This window comes from Halorubrum sp. Atlit-8R (assembly GCF_003666025.1).
In the GTDB taxonomy this organism is placed as follows: Archaea; Halobacteriota; Halobacteria; order Halobacteriales; family Haloferacaceae; genus Halorubrum; species Halorubrum salinarum.
On the sequence record NZ_QPLV01000008.1, the window covers coordinates 15,603 to 40,342 of the forward strand.

Here is a 24,740-nt window from a genome sequence, read left to right on the forward strand (position 1 = left end):
CGACTCAATCCGTCTATCTTGATTCAGCGAGAGAATCCCGCTCTTTCCGCGAAGGACAAGTGTTCCGACACTCTGTCGGAACCGAGGAATGAGTAAGGGCGGGAGTAAATAATGTCCACCCCGTGCCACCGCTTCCGTGACCGTCTGAGCGTCTCTTTGTCCCTGTTCAGTTTTAGTGTTCGTCAGTCCGGTCACGAGTGACCTTCGCAAACCCACGAAGCTCGCCCGCGTCATCGAAGAGCGCAGTGAGGGTAAAATCCGCAAGAAACTGGTTTCGGTCCTTACGAACGCGCCAGCCCTCTCCCTCGACTGCGCCCTCTGTCTTCGCGCGAGTAAGCAACTCCTGTGGTTTTCCGTCTGCGACTGCGTCGTCAGGGAAGAAGATACTGTAGTGTTCGCCGTGAATCTCATCGCTCGTGTATCCCTTGATTCGCTCGGCGCCACTGTTCCAGGTCGCTACCTCCCCGTCTGCGTCCATCATAAATATCGCGTAGTGTTCGATCCCATCGACGAGATACTGGAAGCGGTCACGCTCGCGGCGGAGGTCGCGTCTCACTTCTTGGTGGCGCAGTGCGTGGGTGATATCGTCGGCCAGTTCAGTGAGTAACTCGCGTTCTTGGTCGTCGAATGCATCGACGCGACCTGCATAGACATTCAGTATCCCGTAGAGCGTGTCGTCGTAGACAAGAGGAACTGCTGCGCTGGAGCGATACCCTCTTTCGAGCGCGGCGTCACGCCACGGTTCGTACTCGTCGCTCTCGATAATATTCTGCATCACTACCATCTCGCGAGTTCGAACCGCTCGTCCGGTTGGGCCCTGACCCGTTGCGCTCTCATCGGCTGTGATGTCAATCCTCTCCAGATATCCCTGTTCGATACCTGCTCCCGTTCGTGCCTCAATTGTCTGTGTCTCCGGGTCGTACTCACCAATCCACGCGAATACATACGGTTCGGCCTCGGTGATACTCTCACAGACACGGGTTTCGATCTCCGAACGACTCGATGCGCGAACTAACGCCTGGTTGACGGTGTTGACGAGTGTGCGGATCCGATCTAGGTTGGTCGCACGTTGAGTTGCGCGATACTGTTCAACTGCGTTCTGAATCCGGTTGGCGAGCAGTTCGTACTGTTCCGAGCCAGGTTGTTTCTGGAGATAATCCGTGACGCCCGCCGCAATCGCGTCGCTGGCGACTGCTTCACTCCCTTTTCCGGTGAAGAGGATAAACGGCAAATCGGGGTAGTCCCCACGGATGGCCTCGAGAAATTCGATGCCATCCATCCCGGGCATTTGGTAGTCCGAGATAATACAATCGATGTCTCCCGTCGCGACTCGCTCAAGGCCGTCAGCGGCGCTGGTAGTCGTTTCCACACTGAATCGATCGTCTTCACGCTCGAGCATTTCCGCGGTTAGCTCCGAAAAACTCGGCTCATCGTCGACGTGAAGGACTGAAATCGGATTCCTAGCACTCATGTTAAAAGTTCTGATATAGTATTTGAAACCACAGAGTATAACCATATCCACATCGGCATCACATACTCATTCGTGTAGACGGGCGACAATTTAGGGTTACACCCGAATCGGTATCCTACGAGGAGAGCTGAACGTCAGTGATTTCGAAGCGGGCGCCGTCAGCGGACGCGTCCGCTACAGTAATCGACCAGCCGTGTCCCTCGATGATACTCCGGACGATCGAGAGACCGAACCCGGTGCCTCCCTCACCCGTCGAGTAGCCATGATCAAACACTTGCTCACGAGCATCGTCGGGGATCCCGTCACCTGAATCTTCGACGTAGAACCCGTTGTTGATCTTTCCCACTCGGACAGTGACATCATCGCCGCCGTGTTCGATTGCGTTCCGAAAGAGGTTCTCAAAGGCTTCTTCCAGTCGATCCCGGTCGGCCTCGACGATGGTGTCATCGGTGCCGAGGTCGAGAGTCGCCGTTGCCGTTTCGACGTTCCCCCATGCGCTCTTGGCAATCGTTTGTAATTGAACGGGTGTCGTCTCGCCAACGGCCTTCCCGGATCGAGCGAGTGTCAAGAGGTCTCCCGTCAGGTACTCGATTCGTGTGAGTGCGTTCGCAGCGTTGTCGAGGAACTCGCTGTCACATTCGTCTGCTGCCAGTTCAAGATTACCGACTGCGACATTCAATGGGTTTCGGATATCGTGTGAGACGACGCTTGCGAACTCGTTGAGCCGCTCGTTTTGCCGTTCGAGTTGCAGTTCGTATTCTTTCTGTTCGGTGATATCGCGGATAGCACCGATCATCTGGGTGGGCGTTCCATCGGTGTCATAGATGATGTGGCACGTATCCTCGACGTAGGCGTACGATCCGTCAGCTCGCTGGACTCGGTATTCTTGCTGGAGCCGTTCTTGTTGTGCCTCAAATGCCTGATGGAGCTGCTTTTTCAACCCCGCCTCGTCGTCGGGGTGGGTCTGTTCTTGCCACCAGTCGAACCCGTACTCTTGATCGGCCGGGTAGCCGAATGTATTCTCAATCCCTTCCGAGAGCCTGATGTCGTTCGTCTCGACATCTCGCTCCCAAATAATGTCAGAGGCCGCTCGAACCGCCAATTCGTATCGTTCCCGTGTCTGATCGATCTCTCGTTTGAGGCGATGTTCTCGGACAGCGTTCCGAATCCGGTGTGCCAGCACATCGTACTCTTCCGTTGTGCCCCGCGAGATACAGAAATCGGAGGCATCCTCCGCAAAAGCTCGCTTTACAGCTGATGCAGATTCTTGATCCGTGAACAGAATAAATGGAAGCTCGGGATAGTTGTCTCGAATGGCGCGAAGCAGTTCCAGCCCGGAGATCTCTGGAAGGCTCTGACTACTGACGATACAGTCGATCGACTCATCATTCTCGACTCGATTGATGAGTGTCTCTGAATTAGTGAATATCGTGGTAGTGAGTGGGTCGTTTCGTCGTTCCAATGCTGTTGAGACGTCTTCGCAAATTGTCTCGTCCGGATCGATGAGAGCAACGTGTATTTTTGCTACCACTGCCGGTCACTACTAGTCATTTATTTGTCAGAGTACTAAATATTACGACATCTAATTCTCATATTCAGGAACTGGGTGACTGTAGACTTACTAAACAGCTTCAACTGAAGCGGTAGCGCGGAGTCCCCTTCCTTAAGGAGCGACCGGAGGGAGAGAGTAGGGAGGGGAGGAGCGCGTTTGTGTTGGTCGCAAACACCAATCTCTAAGTAGCCTATTGATCACATTGAATACGTGGCAGACGACTACGTGCGTCGGACGGCAATCACTCGTCTTGAAGTGATAGACGAGCAACGCGACCTCCTCGAAGACACCATCTCCGAGTGGAAGCGTGGATGCCAACTCGCCACGGACATGGCGTGGGGCAAATACAACGCGAAAAGCGACGTACAGCCCCTCGCATACGACGACGTGCGCGAACACACCGACCTCGGAAGTCAGCACGCGATTCTCGCCACCCATCAAGCCGCACAAGCCATCACCGGCTGTATCGAACGGAAGGCGAAGGACAAGAAGGTGAGTAAGCCCGCCTTCACCGCACCCACGGTGACATACGACACCCGGACCATGACGGTATTTGATGATGATACGGTGTCACTCTCCACCACAGAGAGCCGCGTCCGGTGCGACCTCGCCCTCCCCGACGCCGACGATGGCTACCAACGGCAGTACCTCAACTCCGACAACTGGAGCGTCACGGAAAGCACGCTCACCGTCCGTGATGGCGACTACTTTTTACACATCGGCTTCCGCCGACTGAAGACCGACACCGAACGGAACACCGCCGAGGACGGGACGGTCCTCGGGGTTGACCTCGGTATCGAAAACCTCGCCGTCACAAGCACTGCCTCCTTCTTCAGCGGGCGGGAGTTAACCCACGATCTCCGCGAGTTCGAGAAGGCACGCGCCGGACTCCAACAGACTGGGACGAGGAGTGCCCATCGGACGCTCGAACGATCGAGCGGCCATGAACTTCGCTACGTTCGGGATGTACTCCACCGAGCATCCAACGCTATCATCTCGGAAGCGCTCCGGTACGAGTGCGACGTGATCGCGTTTGAGGACCTAACCAATATCCGCGACCCTACGGGAGCGTCGTGGGGACACAAGTGGGCGTTCCGAACGCTGTACGAGCAGGTGGAATATAAAGCCGAAGCGGAAGGTATCACGGTGAAGCAAGTGGGGTCGGCATACACATCCCAACGGTGCGCCGAATGTGGATTCACGGCAGACGAGAATCGTCGAACTCGCAACGACTTTCGATGTGTGAAGTGTGAGTCGGAAGCGAACGCAGACTACAACGCGGCGAAGAACATCGGGATGCGGTATGTCCGTCGAGGCCAACAGTCGTCTCGGCGGACGGGCGACAGTCAACTCGCCCTGAAGTCTGGAACGGTGACGCCAAGTGGCGGATTCACCGCCTACCCGGACGGGTTCGAGGCCGAGTTCATGGACAAGCCCCATCACCAGAAGTCACAGACTTCTGGTTAGCAGCCAGAACTCTTCGAGTTCTAGCGACACCCTCAACGAGCGAAGTCAGTAGACTGAGCGAAGTAGGGTGGGGTAGTTGACTCGAACGGTGTCACCGTGTGGAACACTTGAGCCACCGTGCGGCGATTCGGTTCACTAGATGATCTGTAGAAAGGGAACTGGTTCCTCCCTCCGAGTCATGAAGACAGCTATCGAAAGCACGCCATGCCAAGCGTTGTAACCTTCACGAGCAGCACAGCTGTGAACGCATACCCCCACGGCTACTCCTCTTGGAGCCAGTAAGCTTTGATATCTTCCTCGCCGGCTCTGTTTAAATCCTTTTCTTCAGACAATTTTTCGCCTAAAACAACCGGTTGATGAGAGCTACGTACTGCTCAATCGGATATCCAATTTAGTCTTACTTGACCGTCAACAAGGACTCTGCCATCACTATGTACAGTTACACTATGACTTGGGAGTTCAAATTCGAGACTCCATGTGCTGTTACTGTGCCTTGCGAGTTGCTCTACGGCGGCTATGTCGATATAATCGGCAACAATAATATCTAGCTCATCCGGGTCAACGCTCTTGTGCTCAGCAATCGATCTGATTAGACTTGAGGTTAACGCCTCGTACATACTATCGCCTCGTATGTAGGATGGCATCAAATATAAACGAAACTATAGGTCACACAGTTACCCGGGTAGTACCAACGTGTGGACTGTACGGACAGTCTGTGAGTACTCTATGTTGACCACGACTGTGTCGAAATATGTCACTTTCTGAGGATTTCAACAAACTCAGACTACGTAATAGACGTGGTTCGTGAAAGGCAGTGTCGGATTCATTCTGACCCTAAATCAAGAATTCTCTTGAATTTCTGTAATTTAACTGAAATTTTGTATTTATTCCCTACAGAAAAATATCTAAACCCCCCTATCTCGCCCCCCTCAGTTCACTCATTTGTCGTTTTCGACAGACCTTGTGAGACCGAGACGTCCTTCGATGAAGGTTCCGAAGTCAGCGGCGAAGGCTTCGACTTCTTGCCAGTCGGTATACTCGTAATCTTGGGACGCGTCGGTGTCGCCGGTCGCTTCCTTCGCGATTTGTTTCATCATTAAGCGCTTGAGAAAACCATACTTCGAATAGCGGAGTGCACCACCGAACAGTCCAATCCGGTCGGGGTGCCACCCGGTCTCTTCGAGGAACGAGTCAACGTATCCTGCAGCTTCATCTCGGCTGGATGGATCAGTTGAGGCACTCGACAAAGAGACTTGGAAGAACGCCGTTGGTAGTTGCTCCAAGTCGTTGCGATGGGTCTGAACAAACTCATTCACTGCTGGTTGATGCTGTCCCATATGAATCGACGCGCCGATACAAACGGCATCGAATTCCTCAATTGTGAAGTCTGGTGGCAGTTCATCGAGATTCTTCACGGTGGTCTCGTGAGCTCGGTAGACGAGGCACTCACTGGCTCGATTCACGATTTTCGCTGTCTGTCCTTCGCCAGTTCCGTATCCGAGGAGAATCGAAGCCATCGTACAGTCTCGTATGTACGACTCACCCGTTAATAAACAGTTGTAAGGATACTAGAAATCTCAGCTAGAATATCCGCTATTTCCTTCTGCTAGACGGAGTCAGCTGTCTTGAGGAGCGTCTTTCCAGTTGGAGACCGCACCCGATGTACTTGGCATAGGTTCAGTGGGGAAATTTGTTAGTCCTTCTGGTGGCTACTCTGCTATATGGGGCGCGACTTGGACGACATTGACCGAAGCATCCTCTACCTGCTCCAGAGAGATGCTCGTAACACGACAGCACAGGAAATCGGCGATACGGCTGGCGTTTCGGCCAGCACCGTTCGGAACCGCATCGACCAGCTCGAAGCCGATGGTATCATCAAAGGCTATCATCCAGAGATCAATTACGAGGAAGCCAATTTGCCGTTGCAAGTGACGTTCGTTATCTCCGCACCTCCCACCGAACTCAAGCAGTACTCGGAGGATATCAGGGCAATCCAAGGTGTGGTCGATGTTCGTGAGATGCTCACGGGGCGGCGCAACATCCATATTGATGTTGTCGGGACGAGCACGAGCGATATCACCAGGATCACTGATGCGATCCACGACATTGGTGTCGAGATCGAGTCGTCGGAGATGATGCGCCGCCGCCACGTCCAGCCATTCAACCACTTTTTCCTCCAAGGGACCGAAGACGTGGAAGCACGCGGCGACGATTTTGAGGACGGGCAGCCAAATTCTGAGTAATATCTGATATAATTCCACTATCCACAATTTGGGGGGGAGAGAATGGAGCTTCCACACACTATGATTTCGGATTACACAGTATACCCTCTAAGCACTGCGGATTTTCCGAATACATAAACTACTACACACAACAACATTATCCGTCCTTCAGGTCGAGTCTTTTAGTAAGGATGTAACCACCGGGGGAGTCGTTGACCTTCATGGTGGAATCCGATAGAGACACTATGAACGACACTACCTTCGATGCGCTGGCGAACGAACATCGCCGAACGCTCCTCGTCGACCTGCTTGACGAGAACCCGCAGGAAGTGGCTGTTGAACTCTCTGCGGGTGACGATGCTGGGGAACTGAAAGCCAACCACCGTCGGGGAATCAAGATGTATCACACACATCTCCCAAAACTCGACGATTATGGCTTCATTCAGTGGGACCGAGACACTCACGAAGTCACCAAGGGGCCACGATTCGAGGAGCTTCGCCCACTTCTCGAGTGTATGGTCGAGCACGCCAAAAACTAACCAGTGCGAGAAACCAGATACAAATATGTCAACAGACGACGAAGCACTTTCGACTACTGATATGGCAGAGTCCTCGTTGAGTGAAAGATGTTGACGCGGTCTTTGCGGTTCACCGGCGACGATATCTGCTCTATTGTCTCTATCTCACTCCAACGTCACTGACACTCCCAGAGATAGCTGACCAACTCACTGTCTGGGAGGACCCTGAACCGTCCGATCCCGACGACAGAGACCGGCTCCGGTCTACATGTCGCTGTATTATGACCATCTCCCTGCGTTACGGGCAGCTGATCTTGTTGAGTACCACCAAGTAGACGACCTCGTCGAGGCGGGCCCAGCTCTCGTCCGTATCGAATCACAGCTACAATCTCAGCTAGCGAATGAACTTCCTGCCCTCCTGTAGGCCGAAGGAACCCATATCAGCCATGAAGACGCCTAATCGCTGTGCTACTCTGTGACCGAACTGATGCAGCGTTTGTCGTTCTTTTACAGGCCCTGAACGACTCGTACTTATCGGGCTACCGGGTGAGTACCGCGTAGCAGATCCCCGCGACAGTCACGTGCATCACCATCAGCACGAGAATCCCTGCGGTTGTGGCTCCCGGACGCCCCGGGAGAAACGTCACGTCCGGAACGAACGACAGGAGCAACACAACCCCAGTAATCACCGCGAAAAGTCGATTCGGGCGTGCTGATCGCCACTGGAGGAGGCCATATACGATGGTAGCGCCGACAGCCCCGACCGCAGAGAGAAACAGGACGGGCGGGAATGCGAGCGGTTGGAACGACTGGACTGCATCTGTGGCTATGACGATCCCGACGATGAGCCCGTTCACGACGAGCGAGAGCGCGAGCGCGATTCCACCACGTATTGCAAGCGTTCGGCGATCAATCGGTGAGTGCTGGGTTGTCGTTTGCATGATTTCGTGTCGTGAGGGAGTATTCGATTTCTGATCTATCGATGGTTAGTGATCGGCTTTCTGTCGTTCATTTGCGTGGCTGGCTTCCTGCTGGAACACGCTTACGTGATCTTCGACGAACGCTCGCATCGTCCGAGGCGGGCGTCCAAGCACGTCTGCAACGTCGTCAGTCACTCGGCCTGCTAGTCCAAGTCGGGCTGTCGTATAGATGCCTAACATCACGATGACGAACGGAAGCGGTGAGCCGCGGCGGTACATCGTCGTAGCGAACCCGATTGGGCCGGGTCGGGTGTATTCGATTTCCCGATCCAAGACCTCGGAGAAGATTTCGGCCACGTCGTCGTACGTCAATGCCTCCGGCCCAGTCACGTCGTATGCGCGATTCTCGTGGCCCGGTTCGGTGAGAGCTGCCATTGCGACGGCGGCGATATCTCTGGCATCGACGAAACTCGTAGTTCCGTCACCCGCGGGAACAAATATCTCATCACGGTCAACGATGTCTTCTCGATGGACCTCAGATAGATTCTGCATAAAAAACGACGCTCGCAAGAACGTGTAGGCTACGTCGATCTCACGAAGCGCATCCTCGATGCGGTGATGTGGCAAGAGTGGATTCTTTTCGGCCCCGAGTACCGAGAGGTAGACGACATGGTCGACACCGACTCGAGCCGCAGCGTCGACGGCCGGCGTGAGATGGCGCTTCACGCGACTCACTGATGGCGGTCGGATGAGAAACATCGCGTCGACATCCGCGAACGCCGCGCCCCACGTCTCTGGTTTGTGGAAATCGAACGCAACACATTCGACATCACTCGCGAACTGCTCGTGGGCCCGCTCGGGATTACGGACGCCCGCTCGGACGGCGATGTCCTTCTGGGTGAGTTGGCTAACGACGTGACTCCCCACGGTGCCAGTGGCTCCGGTAACGAGGATGCGTTTCATTGGTCGGTGATCTTCGGCAGTTGTTCGACGTACAGGTCGTCTTCTATGCAGTCGAGGATGAACTGGGCGACGTTGGCCCGGGCGGCACTATCGCGTAGCCCCAGCTGGAGTTCTGTTCCGTGGAGGAACTGCCCCGTGTGTTCACCCTCTGTGAGTCGTGGGCCACGGACGATCGTCCACTGGGCGTTGCTCGCCCGGAGCATCTCCGCGTGGGCTTTGGCGTCTTCGAGGACGCCGCCAGCCATCACTTTCAGCAGTGAGCCCATCACCTTCCCGCCGAGACTCACCGACTCGCCGTCTTCCCGAACGCCAGCCCCAACCAGTGTCACGATACGTTCGACACCGGATTCGTCCATCGCATCGAGGATGTGCCGTCCAGATTCGGTTAGGAGGTCGTCGGGGCCCGACGAGGTTTGGCCGAGAACGCAGATGACGGCATCGACCGCGCTGGTTTCGTCACTGTCGATTCCGCCGGCGACGGCGTCAGCGACGCCAGCACCGGTGTAGGCATCGCCCTCTAGGATGACGAGTGTGTCGTGGCTGCGAAGCGAGGCGGGGATATCATTCGCGTTGCGGGCGAACGCGACGACGTCGTGGCCGCGTTCGAGTGCCTGTTCGACGAGGGGGATTCCGGTTCGTCCGGTAGCCCCGAACACCGCGATTTTCATACCCCCTACTACGACAGGCAGAGTCATATACTTGTGACTTCGGAGTTTCGTAGTAATGGCCGCCACACATCCCTGTGTTGCCGAATTCACACTCAAATGTTCTTGGCGCTGGGGATCATATGGGAACTGTATGGACGATGTGCCCCAGGGACGTGAGGCTGCTCGTGACCGGCGGAAATCGATGTCGCCGGCCGAGCGCGAACGGGTCGAACAGACCGTCTCAGAGTTACTTGACCTCTTAGGAAAAGCGCACACGATGGCGATTCTCCGTGAATTCGCGTTTTCTGGGGGACCGCTCAGATTCTCCGACCTCGAAACCGAGCTGGGTATCTCACCGAACACCCTCTCGGAGCGATTGAAGGAACTCGTCGCAACAGGGTTGCTCGTTCGAGAGTCCTACGACGAAATCCCACCTCGCGTGGAATATGAGCCGACGGAAAAGGCTGAAGCACTGTTTCCCGCGTTCGGCCACTTTCATCGATGGGCTGCCGATTTCGCACTCGAATCGACAGACACGGATATAACTTCAACTTCTGAAGTGAATTAGCAACTTCGGACTCGCAAGTATTTGACTACGAAATCCATAGTCCAACCCGATTGCAGCAGCGACACAGACCCCTGCCAGCAGCGGAACTAGCGGTCCAATTGAAGTAGCAACTGAGTCCACGATGAATACACACGGCAACACGAATCCAGGTGGCGATGGTACCAAGACGCCTCGCTACGCGATTGACGCACAGAATGTCCAGTTGACCTACAGTGATGGAACTCGAGCCGTGAACGGTGTCGACATCCAGATTCCCGAGGGAGAATTCTTCGGCTTTCTCGGCCCAAACGGCGCCGGAAAGACGACCACGATCAAAACGTTGGTTACGCTCCTGTCGCCTACTGATGGGAAAATCACCGTCAACGGGTTCGACGTTCGGACGGAGCCGCGAGCTGTTCGCGAGTCAGTCGGCTACATGGCTCAGGAGACGAGCGTTGACTCCGAACTCACTGCCAGAGAGAATATTCGATTCGCCTGTGAGGCCTATGGCGTCCCACGGTCGGCACGTGGTGACCGTATCGACGAACTACTTGATCTCGTTGACCTCGCCGACGTTGGCGACAAGCAGGCCGAGGAGTTCTCTGGAGGCATGAAAAAGCGTCTCGATGCTGCGATGGCGCTCGTTCACCAGCCACCCCTCGTCTTCTTGGACGAACCGACGACTGGGCTCGATCCAAAAGCCCGCAATCGCCTTTGGGAGTACTTCCAGCGCATCAACGACCAGGGGACGACCATCTTCCTCACGACCCAGTACCTCGAAGAAGCCGACCAGCTCTGTGATCGTCTCTCAGTCATCCTCGACGGGGAGATCGTCGCGACCGGGCCGCCAGCCGATCTGAAACGCCGTGTCGGGGGCGAAATCCTCGACGTCGATCTGGAAAACGGGAAAGACGCAAGCGACCGCGCAGCTGCCGTCGTTCGGGAGACCAACATCTTCGATTCGGAAGCGATGGTTGAGGTGACTGGGGATGGCATCAGCGTCACCTCCGAGAACGCTCGCGAGCGTGGCACGGACCTACTTGTTGCCCTCCGAGATGAAGGATTGACAGTGACCGGGTTCAACATTCGTGCCCCGACCCTGGACGACGTCTTCCTCGCTATCACTGGTGACGAGATGGATGACGACCAAGCAGTGACGGGTGACGAGGCAGCAACTGCCGCGGAGGTCGAACGATGAGTACGCCGTCGACGGATTCCACGACGGGGGCCGACGCCGACGTTCATCGGGCGAGCAACTCTTTTCTGGGGGATGTGTGGACGAATTTCAAACGCTGGAACCTGAAAGCCGTCCGCAACCCGTTCGTGTTGGTCGTCTCGCTCGTCCAGCCGATCATCTTCCTGCTGTTGTTCACCGAGGTGTTCGGGCAGATAGCTGGCGGGGCGATCAATCGCGGTGGCGGCGCCGGCATCAGCTACGAGACGTATCTGGTTCCGGCAATCGCGATCCAGGTGTCGCTGGCGGCGGCCATCACCTCCGGCATCGGCCTCGTGAACGACATCGAGGAGGGTATGTTCGAGAAGATCCTGGCGACACCAATGAACCGGACGGCCGTGTTCGTCGGAAAGACGGCCGCAGAAGTACTCCGGATTGTGGTACAGGTCGGGATCATTCTCGGCCTCGGGGTGTTGCTCGGCGCGGAGATCGCCACCGGGCTCGTCGGCGCGGTCGGTATCATGCTCGTCGGCCTGCTGTTCTCGCTGTGGTTTATCGCGCTGTCGAACACCGCTGCCGTCATCACGAAAGACCAAGAATCGACGATCATCGCGGCGAACCTCCTCCAGTTTCCGCTGTTGTTCCTCTCGTCAGCGTTCCTGCCGCTAGACGCCCTCCCAGAGTGGATTCAAACGTTCGCTCGGTTCAACCCCGTCACCTATGGCGTCGACGCTGCCCGGGCGCTGATGCTCGACCAAGACGTAATGACGGTCGTCGAGGTGACGCAATTCAGCGGCATCTGGAACACACTGGTTCCGGCGGTCGTAGTTCTCGCTGTCCTCGATCTGGTACTCGGTGCTGTCGCGGTCTTCCTGCTCACCCGCGCGACGAGTTCTGACGTTAAGTGACGGAGTGATTTCATTTTTCGTGCTTAATAGAACCGTCCCAGCTACCTATCCCACCAGTTCGAAACGTTACAGAACCATAGTAACATCTTCAAAATATCTCATCGATTCGGGGGAATTTTCTCAATTTCAGAAATCCCAAACTTATCTCGATCAATCTCCAAATCGAAATTGACGCGTCCTTTAGTATCGGTTTCACGCCAGAACTCCGGGAATTTCGAGACGGTAAGCGTTCGCCGTTGTTGTAATCCCTCGCCAAACCATCCGAAGTCAAGAACACCCTCGAAAGACCGTTCAAGCAAACCTTGCCGTTGCTGGTTAATGAGATTGGTATCGCCGGCAGCGATTAGAATACTGTCTGATTTAGCCACCATATAACAGAGTGTTTGCGCGATGAAATATAGATCGCCCGGTTCAAAGAACTTCCATATTAGTGGAACAAAGTCAGTCAGGGAATCGATGAAGATCATCTCTCCTGGTTTAGCTTCGATGAGATCATCGAATCGGCGGAATACCTGTTCGTAATACTCAGTGGATTGGTCTGACCTCGGTCTATACTCGAACCCGCCGCCTGTTCCGGGTTTAATCGGTCCGAGATTAGCCATTTCCTCGGCAAGGCTGAGTACGTTGATGTGTTCGAGTGCGGGATAAGCGAACTCATCGTCCGCGAGATCGTGTATATGCCGGCGAAGCGTATTCTCCGAATCGTTGACCGTGATATACCGTACCTCTGAAGGCTGTCGGACCGCTTCGGGTACCTCGTCGTATGTAATCTCGAACAAGCCCGATTCTGCCTGCCAGTTCCCGTGCATAATCGCCGCGGACCGAAGAAACTCATGGTAACCAGCTCCAGTAGGACCGATGGCCAATATTGATGTTCCGGGGCGGATGCCGCCTTTGAGGCGATTGTCGAAACTCGGAATCCCAATCGGGATTTTCGGTCGTTGGTTGTTTACGTCCGATGGCTGATCCATACCGTCCGTATCTGTGGGTCAGTCATAACGATTTGGCAGTGAAACGGTAGGGGCATATTTCAACAATAACATACAATTCGAGATTACTAACCTTGGGATTTACCGAAGACGAGTTCTGCGCTCGGTAGTCAGTTCATATCAGGACACGGGATTCACACTTGTTGTGTGAAATAGTAAGATCCTAAGAATCAGGATCAGCTGATTCAGGCTGTCTCCCCTCCGATTAGAACGTGACCTGTTCTGACACTACCGACTAGTAATTAATACAGTCTCCTCTTCGTCTTCTGAAACTCTGGAACAGCGGAACGTTCAAGCAGACCACGTATTTTGTTTCAGTTGACCGTGCCGTTCAGAGCGCTCGACGACGGGAAGATTGTCACCCCCATACAGGTCAATGACCAGCAACCCGTCGAATGTCCTGAGTGCCGAAGTATCCTTTATCCTCGCGACGGGGACCACCGTGCCCGCCACTTCTTTCACGCTGCCGACGACGCAGCTGAGTCCTGTTCAAAGGCGGGCCAGGGGGAATCAGATACCCACGCTCGCTGTACGGCATTGGCAGTCGCTACGCTTGCTGACCATTATCCGAATGCAGCACGCGTCGGGGCTGAAATCACAATCGACGCGACAGGGACGCCAACAACTCCCGAGACCCGACGGGCCGACGCCCTCGTTGAGTTCGATGAGGAAAACCCCTTCTTCGGAGGCGGCCTTATCATCGAGGTTCAACACAAGCATCACAGCAAGGATATCGAAGGAACCACCCACGATTACCTTTCAGCGGGGTACTCAGTCGCGTGGTTAGAGTCTGGGGATTTTGGTGACGAGCAGCTGGACTATCAGGTCGTCGACGACGCGTTCCGAGCCGACGACGGTCGTGCTTTCAGCATCCGTGAGTACGACCCGTGGGAGTTCGACACTCGTGTCGAAGCGAATCTCGACTGGGAGGAAAAATCTCGAGGCTGCCATTTCGTCGAAGAATACGGGAGCCACAATTGGAGCCAAGTCCTAGGATATGCGCATCCGGACGGGTACGAATACGAATACTGCTGGTGGTGCGGATCACGCCGGCGGTACGATCACGAACTAACCAGGTTCGTGTACGACTACGAGGGGGTGCTCGCACCAGAGGTCGACATCGAAGTTCTTCGTGACGCTGTTATCCCCTATCCAGATGTTGCGGACGATTTTGACGACTGGAAGAACGGCGACTCGTTCGGTCGTGAACGGTCGTTTGAGGGAGCATTAGCAAACCGTACCGATGTCGCACCGTGTCGCGGACCACACGGCATTCACGAATGGACGAGAAAGGAAGTCATCAAACGAAGGTACGATGATCGCGTCGACGTCGCGCTCTGGGAATGCCAGCACTGCCCTGTTCACCTTCTCACGAACCATACCGGGCAGGGGGAGACGGAGGCGGCAATTTTGTTCGGAAAAGCTCCAAACCCGGATTGGGGTATAGTAACGATGGAGCCAGTCTGCTAACCCGTATAGTCCCGGAAAGAGGACCCGTTCTGCGCTGTTGAATCCGATGACAGCACGGTGATTACGATCGCTGAAGACGCGGTTATCTCGTTTTTCGTCGTCGATGAATTGGATCGATCCACCCAACGATCTCGATCCGTGCTCTCCCTGGCAAGAGTCCATCTCTACATTCTCTCGGCAGCGGTCCTGAACCGTGTACAGAATGACCCGATCCTGCTGCCTTCTGTGGATTCAACAAAGCAGATTACTCCCTTTGTCTCTCAGTGACGTGTTCAAGTTCTGCGACCGTGTTTATATTCGTTGTCGATAGCCGGATCAACTGCGGTAGTTCATTCAGCTCGGCGTAGTCGACATGGTCAAACTCGGCGAGAAACGCATTGAAACTACCCTCACCAGATACACTATTTCGGTGGCTGATGACCCCAGAGCGTCGGTAAAACGCGTGTAGTGGTTCGCGTCGTCCGCGCCGTGAAACTGGGACGACTGCTTCAGGCGCTCTCTCAGCGTGATTCGCAACTCGTGTCCACAATTCCCTGACTGCTCTCGGATCCAAGAGCGGCATATCGCACCCGACTGCGAATATCCACGGTGTCGGTGCCGCCTCACATGCTGACAATAGTCCAGCAAGCGGTCCCGCGAGACTGCTGTCGTCCAGCACGAACCGCACATCCCATGACGGCGGGAGGGTCCTGCGAAGTTGCTCCCGTTGGGCCTCGGTTTGAACTGCGACAATCGGTGGCTGTGCTGTCGAAGCACGAAGCGTACCGAGTACTCGCTCGAGAAACGTCTCGCCGTCAAGCGTGGCAAGAGCCTTGTCTCCGGCGTCGAATCGACGACTGTTCCCACCTGCGAGAACCACGCCAGTCACGCCAGGTGATTCGCCACTCATGCGGAGTATTCTTCTTCTCGGGATATTTCTTCGACAGATTCCGGGTCAGCACTCGGAGAGAGGTGTCGTGCTTCCAGTAGGGCGACCGCCTTTACCGTTCGAGCGCCGTCGACACCAGGCGTGATAAACCGTGTTTCGTATGGTTCACACTCCAAAATTGGCGTGCCGTCACGAAAGAAGGCGAGCAAGCCGTCAAGCGCCGCGCGGATGTCAACACACATGCGATAGCCGCCATCACTTTCGACCACCAAATGAGTCGTCTCATCTGAAACGTCGGCGGCAGAGAGCAGTTCGAGTACCGGAATTCCTGTCCAGGTTGCTGTGTTGCGTGTACCCGACGCACACTTGATTGTGACCGTTTTGGTCTCGATCGGAAGCATCGACAGTGCTTCACCAGATAACGACAGACTGCGATTCCCCGAGACAGTAATCGGGGTGGATAGTGGGGGAAGTTCGTGGAAACGAGTGTCTGGGGAATTCATGTGCCTAACAGTAAAGCAGTAGTTCTCAGCGACCCTGAGCCTGCTCCTCAACAATTAACCTGATTAAGTAAATATAAATGTATAGTCTTGCCTCGGTCTGAAGAATCTCATCTACCATGCGAACAGCCGCTGTGACGACCGAATGAGTCACCCTAACCTAGCGCTTCCGGACGCTATATATTAGCTTCCCTGTGAGTGAGAGTATGAAAGTACTCGGCGTCGCCGGACCGTCCGACTCCGGAAAGACAACCACCGTCGCAGAGCTCGCGTCTCGCCTCAGTGCTCACGGGGCGGTGGGAACCGTCAAGCGCCTCACTCACGAACCAGACATCGATACCGATGGGAAAGACACCGCCAGGCATCGAGCGGCTGGCTCGATGTATACCGTCGGTCTCACCGACGACGGAGGATGGTTCGGCACCGGCGACCAGCGAACGCTTAGCGACGTGCTCGACGACTTCGCAATCGAGTGTGACTACGCCGTTGTCGAGGGGTTTAGCGACAGTTACCTGCCGAAGGTGTCGCTCGGCGATAGACCGGTTACTGTCCCGGAAGTAGTTACGGCCGCCAGCGCTGACGATCTTGACTTCGACGAGGTGACGGACATCGTCGAGACCCTCCCCTCCTACGAGACACCGGCGTCCCTCGTGACCGCGCTCCGTGGCTCAGTCGGTACAAGCGCTTCCGGAAGTATCGCGACGAGTACCGTACTGGAGGCTGAACTGGCTTCCACTGATAACGTGGAAACACAGCTCGAAGGGGCGGAACGCCGCCTCCGTTCGACGGACGGCGTCCGTGACGCGCGCGTCCACCGTCAGCAGTCTCTCTTCGACGAACATGACGATCTCGTCTACGTGGTAGCACTGGCCGACGGCCCAACAAGAGCGAACGAGGCGATCGGCGAGGCGCTCGATCAACTCGTTGATCGAGCCTAGCTGCCCGACGTCCGCGGCTCTCTCAAGAGAAGTGCAACCCACGGAAAAGCGGTACCTGCGCGGTGCCGACTCGGTCGATAATACCGCCGAGACGCCGTCGAGTTCGCAAGCCGAGTGGCTTAGCTATCCCACCACCTGCCGGGTTGTCGCCGCTAGCGCCTCATAGAACTGTTCAGACGTCTTGTCCTCAACACGCTCCAAAAACGCTTCAGTCCACGTGTTGAGATGTTCGTCACAGAACTGTTCGAGCCGCTCATCGAACCCTTCTTCCGCCAGGTACGCGGCGAACTCTAACTCCGTCGCGATATGGTCTGGAAGGTCCGAATGGTCCTGAGCGGGCTGAACGCCAAACTCTCGATACCAGCGCGCGACCGCCATCGTAGCGGGCCCCTTGACTGGACCGAGTTCGTCGGGGTCGTCGCGGTCGCGGTAGACGCTCTCGTACGGCGGACACGGCGGTCCTGCCGGGCCGATAAACAGCCGCGTGTGTTCGGTTCGAAGGTCCTTGAGGTCTACCGATCCGAGGTCGCCGAACACCGGTTCCAACTCGCCTGCTTCGACGGCCGCGACGAGCCGGGGGCTGGGCTCCCGCCAACACTCGGCGAGGACCGCGTATGTCGCCGCTGCGTCCGACTGGAACGCGTCGCTTTCGTCGGTCTGTTCGGTCGACCGCTCACGTTCGGTCGACGCGGTAGTTTGGTCCGTCATTGGTCTTGTTTTCCGCCGTCAGTCGCGTACGATGGCTCAGCGTCGACTCGCTGAATCGGCACGTACTTCAGGCCGAGCGTGACGATAAACGCCCCGAAGGCGATAATGCCGAGGGTGACAGCGATCTCAACGAGCGTCGGGGTGTAGGCCCCTGCCGTCGCCCAGATATCGGTCGTAATACCGGTGTACTCGCCGCCGAGCGAGATGCCGGGCGCAGAGTCGATGTTGGCGACCTCGTACCCCGTGAACACGAGGCGAATCCCCTCGAACATCGTCCCGACGACCGCGAGCACGCTCGCGGTGAAGATAACTGACACGCGTTTTCGGAGGGGCGGGAGTGCCAGCATAGCGAGTGGGACTGCGCCACCAACGACGGTCCACAGCCAGAAGTACACCGAGTCTCCGATCAGGAAGTTACTCATGATGGCCCAGAACTCGAAGTGATCCGCCCAAGCGTGTGGTAGCCGCTCGGCCGCTAAGAGGTACACCACGTGGAACGCGAGGAAGATCCCGAGGATCTTGCCGAGGCTCGTGAGCTCCTCTCGGTCGACCTCGAAGTTTGTGTACCGGTCCGCGAGGACCGACACGACCAGCAGCAGGCCGAGCCCGGAGACGAGTGCTTTCGCGATGAACACCGGGGCGACAAGCGGGCTGAACCAGTCACCGCGACCGACCTGCGTTGCGAATATCCAGCCCGTCACCGAGTGGAGCGCGACCGCGGTCGGAAGCGCGACTGCCGCCGTCCAGAACATGAGCGTTCGATCGCGCTCACGGCCCGCCTCGGTGTCTTTGAACCCGAGCGCGAGGGCCGACCCGCGCGCGGCCAGGTCACGTCGGGTCAAGAGCCACAGGTACCAGAGGTTTAAGAGTCCGTACAGCAGGACGATACCGAAGTCCCACACCATCGGTGACCGGAAGTCCGGCGAGGTGAAAAACTGGTATATCCGCCCCGGACGACCGATGTCCGGCAAGATGAGCAGTCCCGCGACGATGATACACGCGAGGCTGACCAGCACTCCGAGCCGGGCGAAGCCCTCGTAGCGGTGCGAATGGAAGAACTTCGGCGCGCTACTGATGATGAGTCCGCCTGCCGACAGCCCCACGAACAGGACGAACATCATGATGTACAGCCCCCACGAGAAGACGTTGCGCATTCCCGTGGCGATCAGCCCCGTCGTGAGCTGGTACCCCCACGCAGCGATCCCAGCGGCCATGAGCGCGACGAGCAGGCCGATCCAGAGCTTGCCCTTCCCGCCGAACGAGGGGATCGCAACGCGCGACGATCCGGTTTTCGCTGCCATCAGTCGTCACCTCCCGATTTCGCAGGCGTAGCGTACGGAATCTCGCCACCCTCAACGGAGTGGCTGCTACCACTCGACTCGCCACCGGCGCCGTCGGCTTCCTCCGACGGCACGTCGTCGTCGCCGTCGGACCACGGCGAGACGTCGTCGAGTTCGCTCTCCATCTTGTCCGACGTCTGCGGGCGTCCCGGACTCATTTCGCCGCTGATGTAGTACGTGTTCGGGTCCGTCCCGCGGTCTTCGAGCAGCTGGTCCGTCTCGTACTTGTCGATGTACTTCGAGACGGTGCTGCTCTCGTCGTCGAGATCACCGAAGATGCGGGCATCGGCCGGACAGTTGACGACGCAGGCCGGATCGAGCCCCTCGTCGACGCGGTGGCTACAGAACGTACACTTCTCGACGACGCCCTGCGGTCGGGCCTCCACGTCACCGGTTCCCTCCTCTGGCATGTGTTCGGGTTCGTCCCAGTTGAACACCCGAGCGTTGTACGGACACGCCGCCATACAGTAGCGACAGCCGATACACTTGTCGTAGTCGATCTCGACGATGCCGTCGTCGCGGGTGTACGTCGCGTTGACCGGACAGACCTTCACGCACGGCGCGTTCTCGCAGTGTTGACAAGCCGTCGGCTGGTACTGCATGTCCAGTGACCCACTCCCGCCGTCTTCGGGGTAGCCGCCCGAGGGAGTGTCCATCTTCTCACCGCCCTCAGTGAGAACGCGGTTCCAGAACTGCCCCATCGGAACGTTGTTCTCCTGTTTACACGACACTGCGCACGCTTGACACCCGATACACCGCTCCTGGTCGATTACGAGCCCGTGTTTTGTCATCGTCAGTCACCTCCTGTGGGAGTCGCTTTGGCACCGCTCCCGCGCGGGTTGTCAGATCCGTATTTATCGGTGTCGACGTCGTCGGGTGCGGATTCGACCGCCACCCGCACGTCGTAGAACGCCATCGTCTGGCCGACCTCACTGACCTCGTTGTGCGTGAGGTCTTGGAGGTGACCCTCGACGAAGTCGCGGCTCCACCACCCCTGATCGGTGTTGACCAGACCGGGCTGGAACGCGTCGTTGTACTTCGCCTTCACGACCATCTCGCCCCGGTCGTTGTACACCCGGACGTACTCGCCGTCGTCGATGCCACGGGCCTTCGCGTCCTTCGGGTGGATGTCCAACTGCGGTTCCGGGTTGATCTCGCGCACCCAGTTCAGCATCTCGTACTGCGAGTGGATGCGGAACCGGCTGTGCTTCTGCATGAACATCAGCGGGTACTCGTCGGCCTTTTCGTAGTCGTCGGCGGTCCGATCCTCGAGCGGTCGCGGCACGTCGAACGTGACGCCCTCTTCGCTCGGGGCGTCGTCGTCGTACATCTTGATGCGCCCCGTCTCGGTGGGGAACTCGTCGGTGTACTTGACGATCGGGACGCTCTCTTTCTTTTGCGTCCCCTGCTCGAACAGCGTGTCGAAGTCGATGTCGTCGTCTCGGCCGGCGAGCTTCCGGAGCATGTCTCGTTTCGTCTCCGGGAAGCGATCGTCGTACCCGAACCGCTCCGCGAGTCCGCGGATGGCATAGTAGTCGTCTTTGGCCTCCCACATCGGTTCCTGTACCTTGTGGCGGTAGCCGAGATGCGGATGGGACCCCCAGCCCGAGCTGATGTCTTCCTGCTCGAACCAGTGGGGGACCGGGAAGATGATGTCGGCGTGCTGGACCGTGTCCGTGTGGTGCATGTCCGCGACCACGTACATCTCGAGGCTTCTGATGGCCTCTCTGAACCGCTGTCGGTCCGGGAACTGGTTCCCCATCATGTTCGACTCGATGGAGTAGACGGCCCTGATTTTGTGCGGGTCACCGTCGATCATCGCGTCGGGGTACTCGGGGAAGGTCAGCGACGGGCCCGGGTCGGCGTCGCTCGGGCTGGCCCAGTCGCCGGCAGCAAGCGTCGCACCGCCCGAGTGGTGGGCGTGGATGTTGCCGTGACGACCGTAGTCGCCGGTCATCCCCATCAACATGGCGTACGCCTGCCCGAAGATGTGTCCGTGTTTGTACCGGCCGAGTGCGTAACTCGGGGCGATACCGCCAGGACCACGGGTCGCCAGCCACCGGATCGCAGTCCGGATGTTTTCGGCGTCGACACCGGTCGTCTCTGCGACCTTCTCGGGAGCGTAGTCCGCCACGTGGTCTCGAAGCCGCGTCAGTGCCGTCTCGCACGCGACGCCGTCGACGGTGAACTCTCCGAAGAGCGCGTACGCGCCGCCGGTTTCGGGTTCCAGTGCGACCGGGCTACCGCTCCCGCGTTCGACGGCGACGACCTGATTCTCGCCACCGTCTTCGAAGACGTCGCTCGCCTTGAGCAACTCCCCGGTGTCTTTGCGGATCAGCGCCGGAGCAGTCGTCCGTTTCCGGAGGAAGTCCTCGTCGTACGTCTCGTCCTCGAAGACGGTGTGCATCATCGCGAGCGCGAGGTGTACGTCCTTACCGGGCTCGACGGGGAGCCACAGGTCCGCCTTCGACGCCGTCGTCGTGTACACCGGATCGACGACGACGAGTTTCGCCCCGTTCTCGATCGCGTCGAGGATCTTCGAGGCGTCCATCTGGAACTGACTGGAGAAGATGTCCGACCCCCAGACGATGATCGTGTTCGCGTTCTCCCAGTCTTCGGCTTCGTTCGTCGGCGGGAGGAAGGCACCGACACCAGTGACGCGGTTGAAGCCGCGACCGACGTTAGTGTCGATACCCCAGGCGGATTGGGTCGCGCCAAACAGCGACGCGAGTCGCTTGAACGATTTGCCCGTCTGCCCGTAGTTCCCCGACCCCTCGTGGAAGAGGACGCTCTCGGCGCCGTGGTCGGCTTTCAACGACTGCATCTTGTCGGCGACGAGGTCGAGCGCCTCGTCCCACGAGACGCGCTCGAACTCGGCGTCCGGACCGCGTCCCTGTGGATTGGGCTCGTCAGGCGACCAGTCCGCCCGCTTCATCGGGTACTTCAGTCGCGTCGGGTCGTACACGCGTTGCGTGTGTGACAGCCCGAGCACGCAGGCTCGCTTGTACTGTTCGTCTTCCGGTGGATGTGGTTCGATCTTCTTCACCTGACCGTCGCGAACGTGAACGTCGATCGGACACTTCCCCCGACAGTTGGGCGAACAGACGGTCTGGACGACGTCGTTTTGACCGACAAAGCTCTCGAACCCGGAGGTCGACGGCTGATCTTCCTCGCTCTCGACCAGCGTCTGGAGAAATCCGCTCCCCCCGACTCCGAGGGCGGCAGCGGCTCCACCGGCCTTCAGTACGTCTCGTCTGTACGCTTTCCCGTCAGTCATCCTCGAACCCCTCCGGCTTCGTCGGGCGTTCGTCCTCGCCGAACTCTTCTAGTACTGCTTCGTGGTACTTCTCGTGGAACTCGGCGTCAGTCAGCTCTCCATTTGAGACCCGAATCGCATCACGAGCCATCTGCACACCGAGATCAGTGTCATATTCGACATCATCTAACATCGCTTCAGCTTCATCTTCCCACTCATCGATCGGCGTCAGTCTCGGCTGCTGTGGGTCACTCATGGCTCTATCTGTATGTTGTGAGTAGACCGCGATACGACTCGCGCTGTATACTACAGCATATTATATGCGCCTCGAGTTATTGGTGAACAATTGTTATATTATGGCACAGATAGAATACTACCTTGGTATTTCACACGCCTTATCGCCGCACATCGATGACCGTCCCGAGAGCCGGACGGCTTACCTGAAGGCGGCGAGCGCAAGTTTCGATTCGATCGAACTCAGTCGCTGCGACATTGCCGACTTCGTGATGTCTAGGTCCGCAGCGAGCTCGCCGACGCTCGTCTCCCTCGGCGTCTCGTAGTAGCCCGACGAGACCGCCATCGCGGCCGTCTCCCGTTCGGTCTCGGTCAGCGTGGAGAGGTCGAGGGTGACGCGGTTCGACCGGTCGCCGTCGACGGAGTCGACCCGGGTGAGACGGCGCAACGAGAGGTCGTCCGTCGCCTCTCTGAGATCGTCTATCAGCGCGGAGAGGTGGTCGCGGTCCGGAAGGAACGCCTGAATGACAACGGCGTCGTCGGTGACCGCCGTGATCTTCGGCATACAGTCGTAGTCGAAGAAGATGGGGCAGAAGCACTCAGACGTGATCTCGGTTTTCGAGTGGCGAATTTCTGTGTCGGCCGGCCCAGATGGTGTTTCGTCGCCGCACTCATGTGTGGTCTCCGTGTGACACTTCCCGTCAGAAGACTGCCGATCGATCCGGTCTGCGTTCTGGCCGAAGACCTCGACAGGACAGGCGATCTCACCGGACGCGGAAAGCTCAAACTCGGCGTAGAGTCGATAGGCGGTCTCCGTACTATCACTCGCTGCGGTCGATGAGCGCTCTGTCGTTTCTACCATTATAAATTCACCAACGGGAGATGTAATCACTTGCGTTGTACGCTCTGTGAGCGACTGAACGGACGGACCGAGCCAGTTTGCTGCTCACTCTGCGTCGACGATGTCGTCGATCCACGTCAGCACTGCCACCGCGTTTGGAAACCCGATTGTCGGCACAGCCAGTAGCGCGACGTGTCGCAGCGCCTCAGGGTCGACACCCTCCTCGAGCGCTCGTCGGACGTGTGAGTGGACAGCTCCTTCTGACCCAGAGCCAGCCGCCAGCGCCAGTTTGACCAGGCGCTTCTCTTCGCCCTCGATCGGACCGGCTTCCGAACAGGCTTTGCCTAAATCGGCGTACTCGTCCCACACCTCGGGAAATTCAGCGGCGAGTTCACCCGCCGTCGACGGAAGTTCGTCGGTGTCTTCGATGGCATCAGACATACACGGACATCTAGAGAGTACAGATAAAAGCGACCCGAGTATTTCCATGACGTGACGATACTGCCTCGATCGGTTCGACGGATTCGAGCCGTCACTCCCCTCGACTAGACGCCATTGTCGGATCCAGTACCCGCCCGTGAGTCATCTCTTCGCCCATTTGCCGAATGATTGTCGCCTCAGCACCGTGGAGGCGTTGTGAAATCGCGGACTTAGACACATTAAACTCCGCTGAGAGGTCTGCGAGTGTCGCTTCCCGTGGCTCGGCGTAGTATCCGGCTTCAACCGCTCGAAGCAATGTCCGACGCTGTACCTCTGTCAGTTTCTCGGGGGAAATTGTTACGGTTGAGCGCTCCTTGGCGCGGATATCACGAACTCGTACTCCGTCAATATCGAGATCCGCAATCGTACCTAAGACGGCCGCAATATCGACACTCGGATCGGTCTCTATTAGAACCGTATGCCCACCGTCGCCCGCGCCGTTCGTTGCCATTGGTAGACCCGTACGAGTACATTCCGCTGAAAAGAGTAAACTCTCTCCGCTAAATTATGTTAGTCATTATATGCTTATGAATGACGAGACGGCCAAAACACCACCGTCGTGTGACGGAAGCTGCCGATGATCTCGGTGGATGGATTGTTCTCTGCTGTAGAAACTCTCGCCACACAGCGTCTACTCGAATCGCTCGCTCGAACCGGGCGGTACAGCATTGACATCATCTCCGCCCTGAAGGGCGAAGATTCCCACGGCCCCGCACCGCTAGTTTGG

26 protein-coding genes are annotated in these 24,740 nt (G+C 57.3%); 8 read left to right on the plus strand and 18 right to left on the minus strand.

From position 1 onward, the window contains the following. Positions 1–172 precede the first annotated feature (172 nt). Complete coding sequence (locus tag DVK05_RS15985) at positions 173–1,471, minus strand: GAF domain-containing protein (RefSeq protein ID WP_121564829.1); 1,299 nt, start codon at positions 1,469–1,471, stop codon at positions 173–175. A gap of 115 nt (positions 1,472–1,586) precedes the next feature. After that, on the minus strand, positions 1,587–3,002 hold the full coding sequence (locus DVK05_RS15990; RefSeq protein WP_121564831.1) for an ATP-binding protein: 1,416 nt from the start codon (positions 3,000–3,002) through the stop codon (positions 1,587–1,589). 231 nt (positions 3,003–3,233) lie between these two features. Between DVK05_RS15990 and DVK05_RS15995 the strand changes: the two genes are divergently transcribed. After that, entirely contained in the window at positions 3,234–4,490 is a 1,257-nt protein-coding gene (locus DVK05_RS15995; protein ID WP_121564833.1) for an RNA-guided endonuclease TnpB family protein, read from the plus strand. 374 nt (positions 4,491–4,864) lie between these two features. On the opposite strand, the gene DVK05_RS17010 is transcribed toward DVK05_RS15995, so the two are convergent. Together DVK05_RS17010 and DVK05_RS16000 are read right to left on the minus strand one after the other, a co-directional pair. After that, entirely contained in the window at positions 4,865–5,107 is a 243-nt protein-coding gene (locus DVK05_RS17010; protein WP_147437808.1) for a HalOD1 output domain-containing protein, read from the minus strand. Positions 5,108–5,428: 321 nt separating this feature from the next. Continuing rightward, entirely contained in the window at positions 5,429–6,007 is a 579-nt protein-coding gene (locus DVK05_RS16000) for a flavodoxin domain-containing protein (protein ID WP_121564835.1), read from the minus strand. A 204-nt stretch (positions 6,008–6,211) separates the two neighbouring features. Between DVK05_RS16000 and DVK05_RS16005 the strand changes: the two genes are divergently transcribed. Next, entirely contained in the window at positions 6,212–6,733 is a 522-nt protein-coding gene (locus DVK05_RS16005; RefSeq protein WP_121564837.1) for an Lrp/AsnC family transcriptional regulator, read from the plus strand. A 224-nt stretch (positions 6,734–6,957) separates the two neighbouring features. Continuing rightward, on the plus strand, positions 6,958–7,251 hold the full coding sequence (locus DVK05_RS16010; RefSeq protein ID WP_121564839.1) for an ArsR family transcriptional regulator: 294 nt from the start codon (positions 6,958–6,960) through the stop codon (positions 7,249–7,251). A 518-nt stretch (positions 7,252–7,769) separates the two neighbouring features. Here DVK05_RS16010 and DVK05_RS16015 read toward each other — a convergent pair. The 3 genes from DVK05_RS16015 to DVK05_RS16025 are packed head-to-tail and all read right to left on the minus strand — an operon-like array spanning position 7,770 to position 9,781. Then, a complete protein-coding gene (locus DVK05_RS16015; RefSeq protein ID WP_121564841.1) occupies positions 7,770–8,171 on the minus strand; it encodes a DUF6069 family protein in 402 nt (133 codons plus the stop codon). A 45-nt stretch (positions 8,172–8,216) separates the two neighbouring features. Then, positions 8,217–9,113: an SDR family oxidoreductase gene (locus tag DVK05_RS16020; protein ID WP_121564843.1), complete on the minus strand. Its 897-nt coding sequence runs from the start codon at positions 9,111–9,113 to the stop codon at positions 8,217–8,219. Next, a complete protein-coding gene (locus tag DVK05_RS16025) occupies positions 9,110–9,781 on the minus strand; it encodes an NAD(P)-dependent oxidoreductase (RefSeq protein ID WP_121564845.1) in 672 nt (223 codons plus the stop codon). The genes DVK05_RS16020 and DVK05_RS16025 overlap by 4 nt, the downstream gene beginning before the upstream one ends. 130 nt (positions 9,782–9,911) lie before the next feature. Between DVK05_RS16025 and DVK05_RS16030 the strand changes: the two genes are divergently transcribed. The 3 genes from DVK05_RS16030 (at position 9,912) to DVK05_RS16040 (ending at position 12,389) form a co-directional block, all read left to right on the plus strand. After that, the gene (locus tag DVK05_RS16030) at positions 9,912–10,328 is read left to right on the plus strand and encodes a helix-turn-helix domain-containing protein (RefSeq protein ID WP_199712355.1); all 417 of its coding nucleotides are present in this window, start codon (positions 9,912–9,914) and stop codon (positions 10,326–10,328) included. A 121-nt stretch (positions 10,329–10,449) separates the two neighbouring features. Further along, positions 10,450–11,505 carry an ATP-binding cassette domain-containing protein gene (locus DVK05_RS16035; protein ID WP_121564849.1) on the plus strand — a complete coding sequence of 352 codons (1,056 nt, stop codon included), beginning with the start codon at positions 10,450–10,452 and terminating at the stop codon, positions 11,503–11,505. Beyond that, on the plus strand, positions 11,502–12,389 hold the full coding sequence (locus tag DVK05_RS16040; RefSeq protein ID WP_121564851.1) for an ABC transporter permease: 888 nt from the start codon (positions 11,502–11,504) through the stop codon (positions 12,387–12,389). The genes DVK05_RS16035 and DVK05_RS16040 overlap by 4 nt, the downstream gene beginning before the upstream one ends. A gap of 98 nt (positions 12,390–12,487) precedes the next feature. Here the strand turns inward: DVK05_RS16040 and DVK05_RS17015 are convergent, their stop codons facing one another. Further along, entirely contained in the window at positions 12,488–13,360 is an 873-nt protein-coding gene (locus DVK05_RS17015) for a hypothetical protein (protein ID WP_147437810.1), read from the minus strand. Between the two features lie 342 nt (positions 13,361–13,702). On the opposite strand from DVK05_RS17015, the gene DVK05_RS16045 reads away from it, so the two are divergent. Next, positions 13,703–14,848: a competence protein CoiA gene (locus tag DVK05_RS16045; protein ID WP_199712356.1), complete on the plus strand. Its 1,146-nt coding sequence runs from the start codon at positions 13,703–13,705 to the stop codon at positions 14,846–14,848. Between the two features lie 244 nt (positions 14,849–15,092). On the opposite strand, the gene DVK05_RS16050 is transcribed toward DVK05_RS16045, so the two are convergent. Both DVK05_RS16050 and DVK05_RS16055 read right to left on the minus strand, forming a co-directional pair. Continuing rightward, positions 15,093–15,737, minus strand: coding sequence for a molybdenum cofactor guanylyltransferase (locus tag DVK05_RS16050; RefSeq protein WP_121564853.1), 645 nt, complete (start codon positions 15,735–15,737; stop codon positions 15,093–15,095). After that, positions 15,734–16,168 (minus strand): molybdopterin-dependent oxidoreductase, encoded by a 435-nt coding sequence (locus DVK05_RS16055; RefSeq protein WP_394338862.1) that lies wholly within the window; start codon positions 16,166–16,168, stop codon positions 15,734–15,736. Before DVK05_RS16055 ends, DVK05_RS16050 begins: the two co-directional genes overlap by 4 nt. Before the next feature lie 254 nt (positions 16,169–16,422). On the opposite strand from DVK05_RS16055, the gene mobB reads away from it, so the two are divergent. Next, on the plus strand, positions 16,423–17,154 hold the full coding sequence (gene mobB, locus DVK05_RS16060) for a molybdopterin-guanine dinucleotide biosynthesis protein B (RefSeq protein ID WP_121564855.1): 732 nt from the start codon (positions 16,423–16,425) through the stop codon (positions 17,152–17,154). A 123-nt stretch (positions 17,155–17,277) separates the two neighbouring features. On the opposite strand, the gene DVK05_RS16065 is transcribed toward mobB, so the two are convergent. From DVK05_RS16065 to DVK05_RS16100, 8 genes are all read right to left on the minus strand, one after another. Then, entirely contained in the window at positions 17,278–17,862 is a 585-nt protein-coding gene (locus tag DVK05_RS16065) for a molecular chaperone (protein WP_121564857.1), read from the minus strand. After that, positions 17,859–19,163: an NrfD/PsrC family molybdoenzyme membrane anchor subunit gene (gene nrfD / locus DVK05_RS16070; protein ID WP_121564859.1), complete on the minus strand. Its 1,305-nt coding sequence runs from the start codon at positions 19,161–19,163 to the stop codon at positions 17,859–17,861. Before nrfD ends, DVK05_RS16065 begins: the two co-directional genes overlap by 4 nt. Next, a complete protein-coding gene (dsrO, locus tag DVK05_RS16075; protein WP_121564861.1) occupies positions 19,163–19,993 on the minus strand; it encodes a sulfate reduction electron transfer complex DsrMKJOP subunit DsrO in 831 nt (276 codons plus the stop codon). The genes nrfD and dsrO overlap by 1 nt, the downstream gene beginning before the upstream one ends. A 2-nt stretch (positions 19,994–19,995) precedes the next feature. Then, entirely contained in the window at positions 19,996–22,479 is a 2,484-nt protein-coding gene (locus tag DVK05_RS16080; RefSeq protein ID WP_121564863.1) for a molybdopterin-dependent oxidoreductase, read from the minus strand. Next, on the minus strand, positions 22,472–22,714 hold the full coding sequence (locus tag DVK05_RS16085) for a 4Fe-4S ferredoxin N-terminal domain-containing protein (RefSeq protein ID WP_004597865.1): 243 nt from the start codon (positions 22,712–22,714) through the stop codon (positions 22,472–22,474). Before DVK05_RS16085 ends, DVK05_RS16080 begins: the two co-directional genes overlap by 8 nt. Before the next feature lie 180 nt (positions 22,715–22,894). Next, positions 22,895–23,257, minus strand: coding sequence for a helix-turn-helix domain-containing protein (locus DVK05_RS17600; protein ID WP_233562232.1), 363 nt, complete (start codon positions 23,255–23,257; stop codon positions 22,895–22,897). A 381-nt stretch (positions 23,258–23,638) separates the two neighbouring features. Continuing rightward, positions 23,639–23,974, minus strand: a complete 336-nt coding sequence (locus DVK05_RS16095) for a carboxymuconolactone decarboxylase family protein (RefSeq protein ID WP_121564867.1) — start codon at positions 23,972–23,974, stop codon at positions 23,639–23,641. A gap of 91 nt (positions 23,975–24,065) precedes the next feature. After that, positions 24,066–24,464, minus strand: coding sequence for a helix-turn-helix domain-containing protein (locus DVK05_RS16100; RefSeq protein ID WP_121564869.1), 399 nt, complete (start codon positions 24,462–24,464; stop codon positions 24,066–24,068). Positions 24,465–24,740 lie beyond the last annotated feature (276 nt).

Bases quoted from the DNA above. Each gene is read 5' to 3' on its own strand.
- DVK05_RS15985 (WP_121564829.1), bottom strand. From the start codon at position 1,471: ATGAGTGCTAGGAATCCGATTTCAGTCCTTCACGTCGACGATGAGCCG.
- DVK05_RS17010 (WP_147437808.1), bottom strand. From the start codon at position 5,107: ATGTACGAGGCGTTAACCTCAAGTCTAATCAGATCGATTGCTGAGCAC.
- DVK05_RS16000 (WP_121564835.1), bottom strand. From the start codon at position 6,007: ATGGCTTCGATTCTCCTCGGATACGGAACTGGCGAAGGACAGACAGCG.
- DVK05_RS16005 (WP_121564837.1), top strand. From the start codon at position 6,212: ATGGGGCGCGACTTGGACGACATTGACCGAAGCATCCTCTACCTGCTC.
- DVK05_RS16010 (WP_121564839.1), top strand. From the start codon at position 6,958: ATGAACGACACTACCTTCGATGCGCTGGCGAACGAACATCGCCGAACG.
- DVK05_RS16015 (WP_121564841.1), bottom strand. From the start codon at position 8,171: ATGCAAACGACAACCCAGCACTCACCGATTGATCGCCGAACGCTTGCA.
- DVK05_RS16020 (WP_121564843.1), bottom strand. From the start codon at position 9,113: ATGAAACGCATCCTCGTTACCGGAGCCACTGGCACCGTGGGGAGTCAC.
- DVK05_RS16025 (WP_121564845.1), bottom strand. From the start codon at position 9,781: ATGAAAATCGCGGTGTTCGGGGCTACCGGACGAACCGGAATCCCCCTC.
- DVK05_RS16030 (WP_199712355.1), top strand. From the start codon at position 9,912: ATGGACGATGTGCCCCAGGGACGTGAGGCTGCTCGTGACCGGCGGAAA.
- DVK05_RS16035 (WP_121564849.1), top strand. From the start codon at position 10,450: ATGAATACACACGGCAACACGAATCCAGGTGGCGATGGTACCAAGACG.
- DVK05_RS16040 (WP_121564851.1), top strand. From the start codon at position 11,502: ATGAGTACGCCGTCGACGGATTCCACGACGGGGGCCGACGCCGACGTT.
- DVK05_RS17015 (WP_147437810.1), bottom strand. From the start codon at position 13,360: ATGGATCAGCCATCGGACGTAAACAACCAACGACCGAAAATCCCGATT.
- DVK05_RS16050 (WP_121564853.1), bottom strand. From the start codon at position 15,737: ATGAGTGGCGAATCACCTGGCGTGACTGGCGTGGTTCTCGCAGGTGGG.
- mobB (WP_121564855.1), top strand. From the start codon at position 16,423: ATGAAAGTACTCGGCGTCGCCGGACCGTCCGACTCCGGAAAGACAACC.
- DVK05_RS16065 (WP_121564857.1), bottom strand. From the start codon at position 17,862: ATGACGGACCAAACTACCGCGTCGACCGAACGTGAGCGGTCGACCGAA.
- nrfD (WP_121564859.1), bottom strand. From the start codon at position 19,163: ATGGCAGCGAAAACCGGATCGTCGCGCGTTGCGATCCCCTCGTTCGGC.
- dsrO (WP_121564861.1), bottom strand. From the start codon at position 19,993: ATGACAAAACACGGGCTCGTAATCGACCAGGAGCGGTGTATCGGGTGT.
- DVK05_RS16080 (WP_121564863.1), bottom strand. From the start codon at position 22,479: ATGACTGACGGGAAAGCGTACAGACGAGACGTACTGAAGGCCGGTGGA.
- DVK05_RS16085 (WP_004597865.1), bottom strand. From the start codon at position 22,714: ATGAGTGACCCACAGCAGCCGAGACTGACGCCGATCGATGAGTGGGAA.
- DVK05_RS17600 (WP_233562232.1), bottom strand. From the start codon at position 23,257: ATGCCGAAGATCACGGCGGTCACCGACGACGCCGTTGTCATTCAGGCG.
- DVK05_RS16095 (WP_121564867.1), bottom strand. From the start codon at position 23,974: ATGTCTGATGCCATCGAAGACACCGACGAACTTCCGTCGACGGCGGGT.
- DVK05_RS16100 (WP_121564869.1), bottom strand. From the start codon at position 24,464: ATGGCAACGAACGGCGCGGGCGACGGTGGGCATACGGTTCTAATAGAG.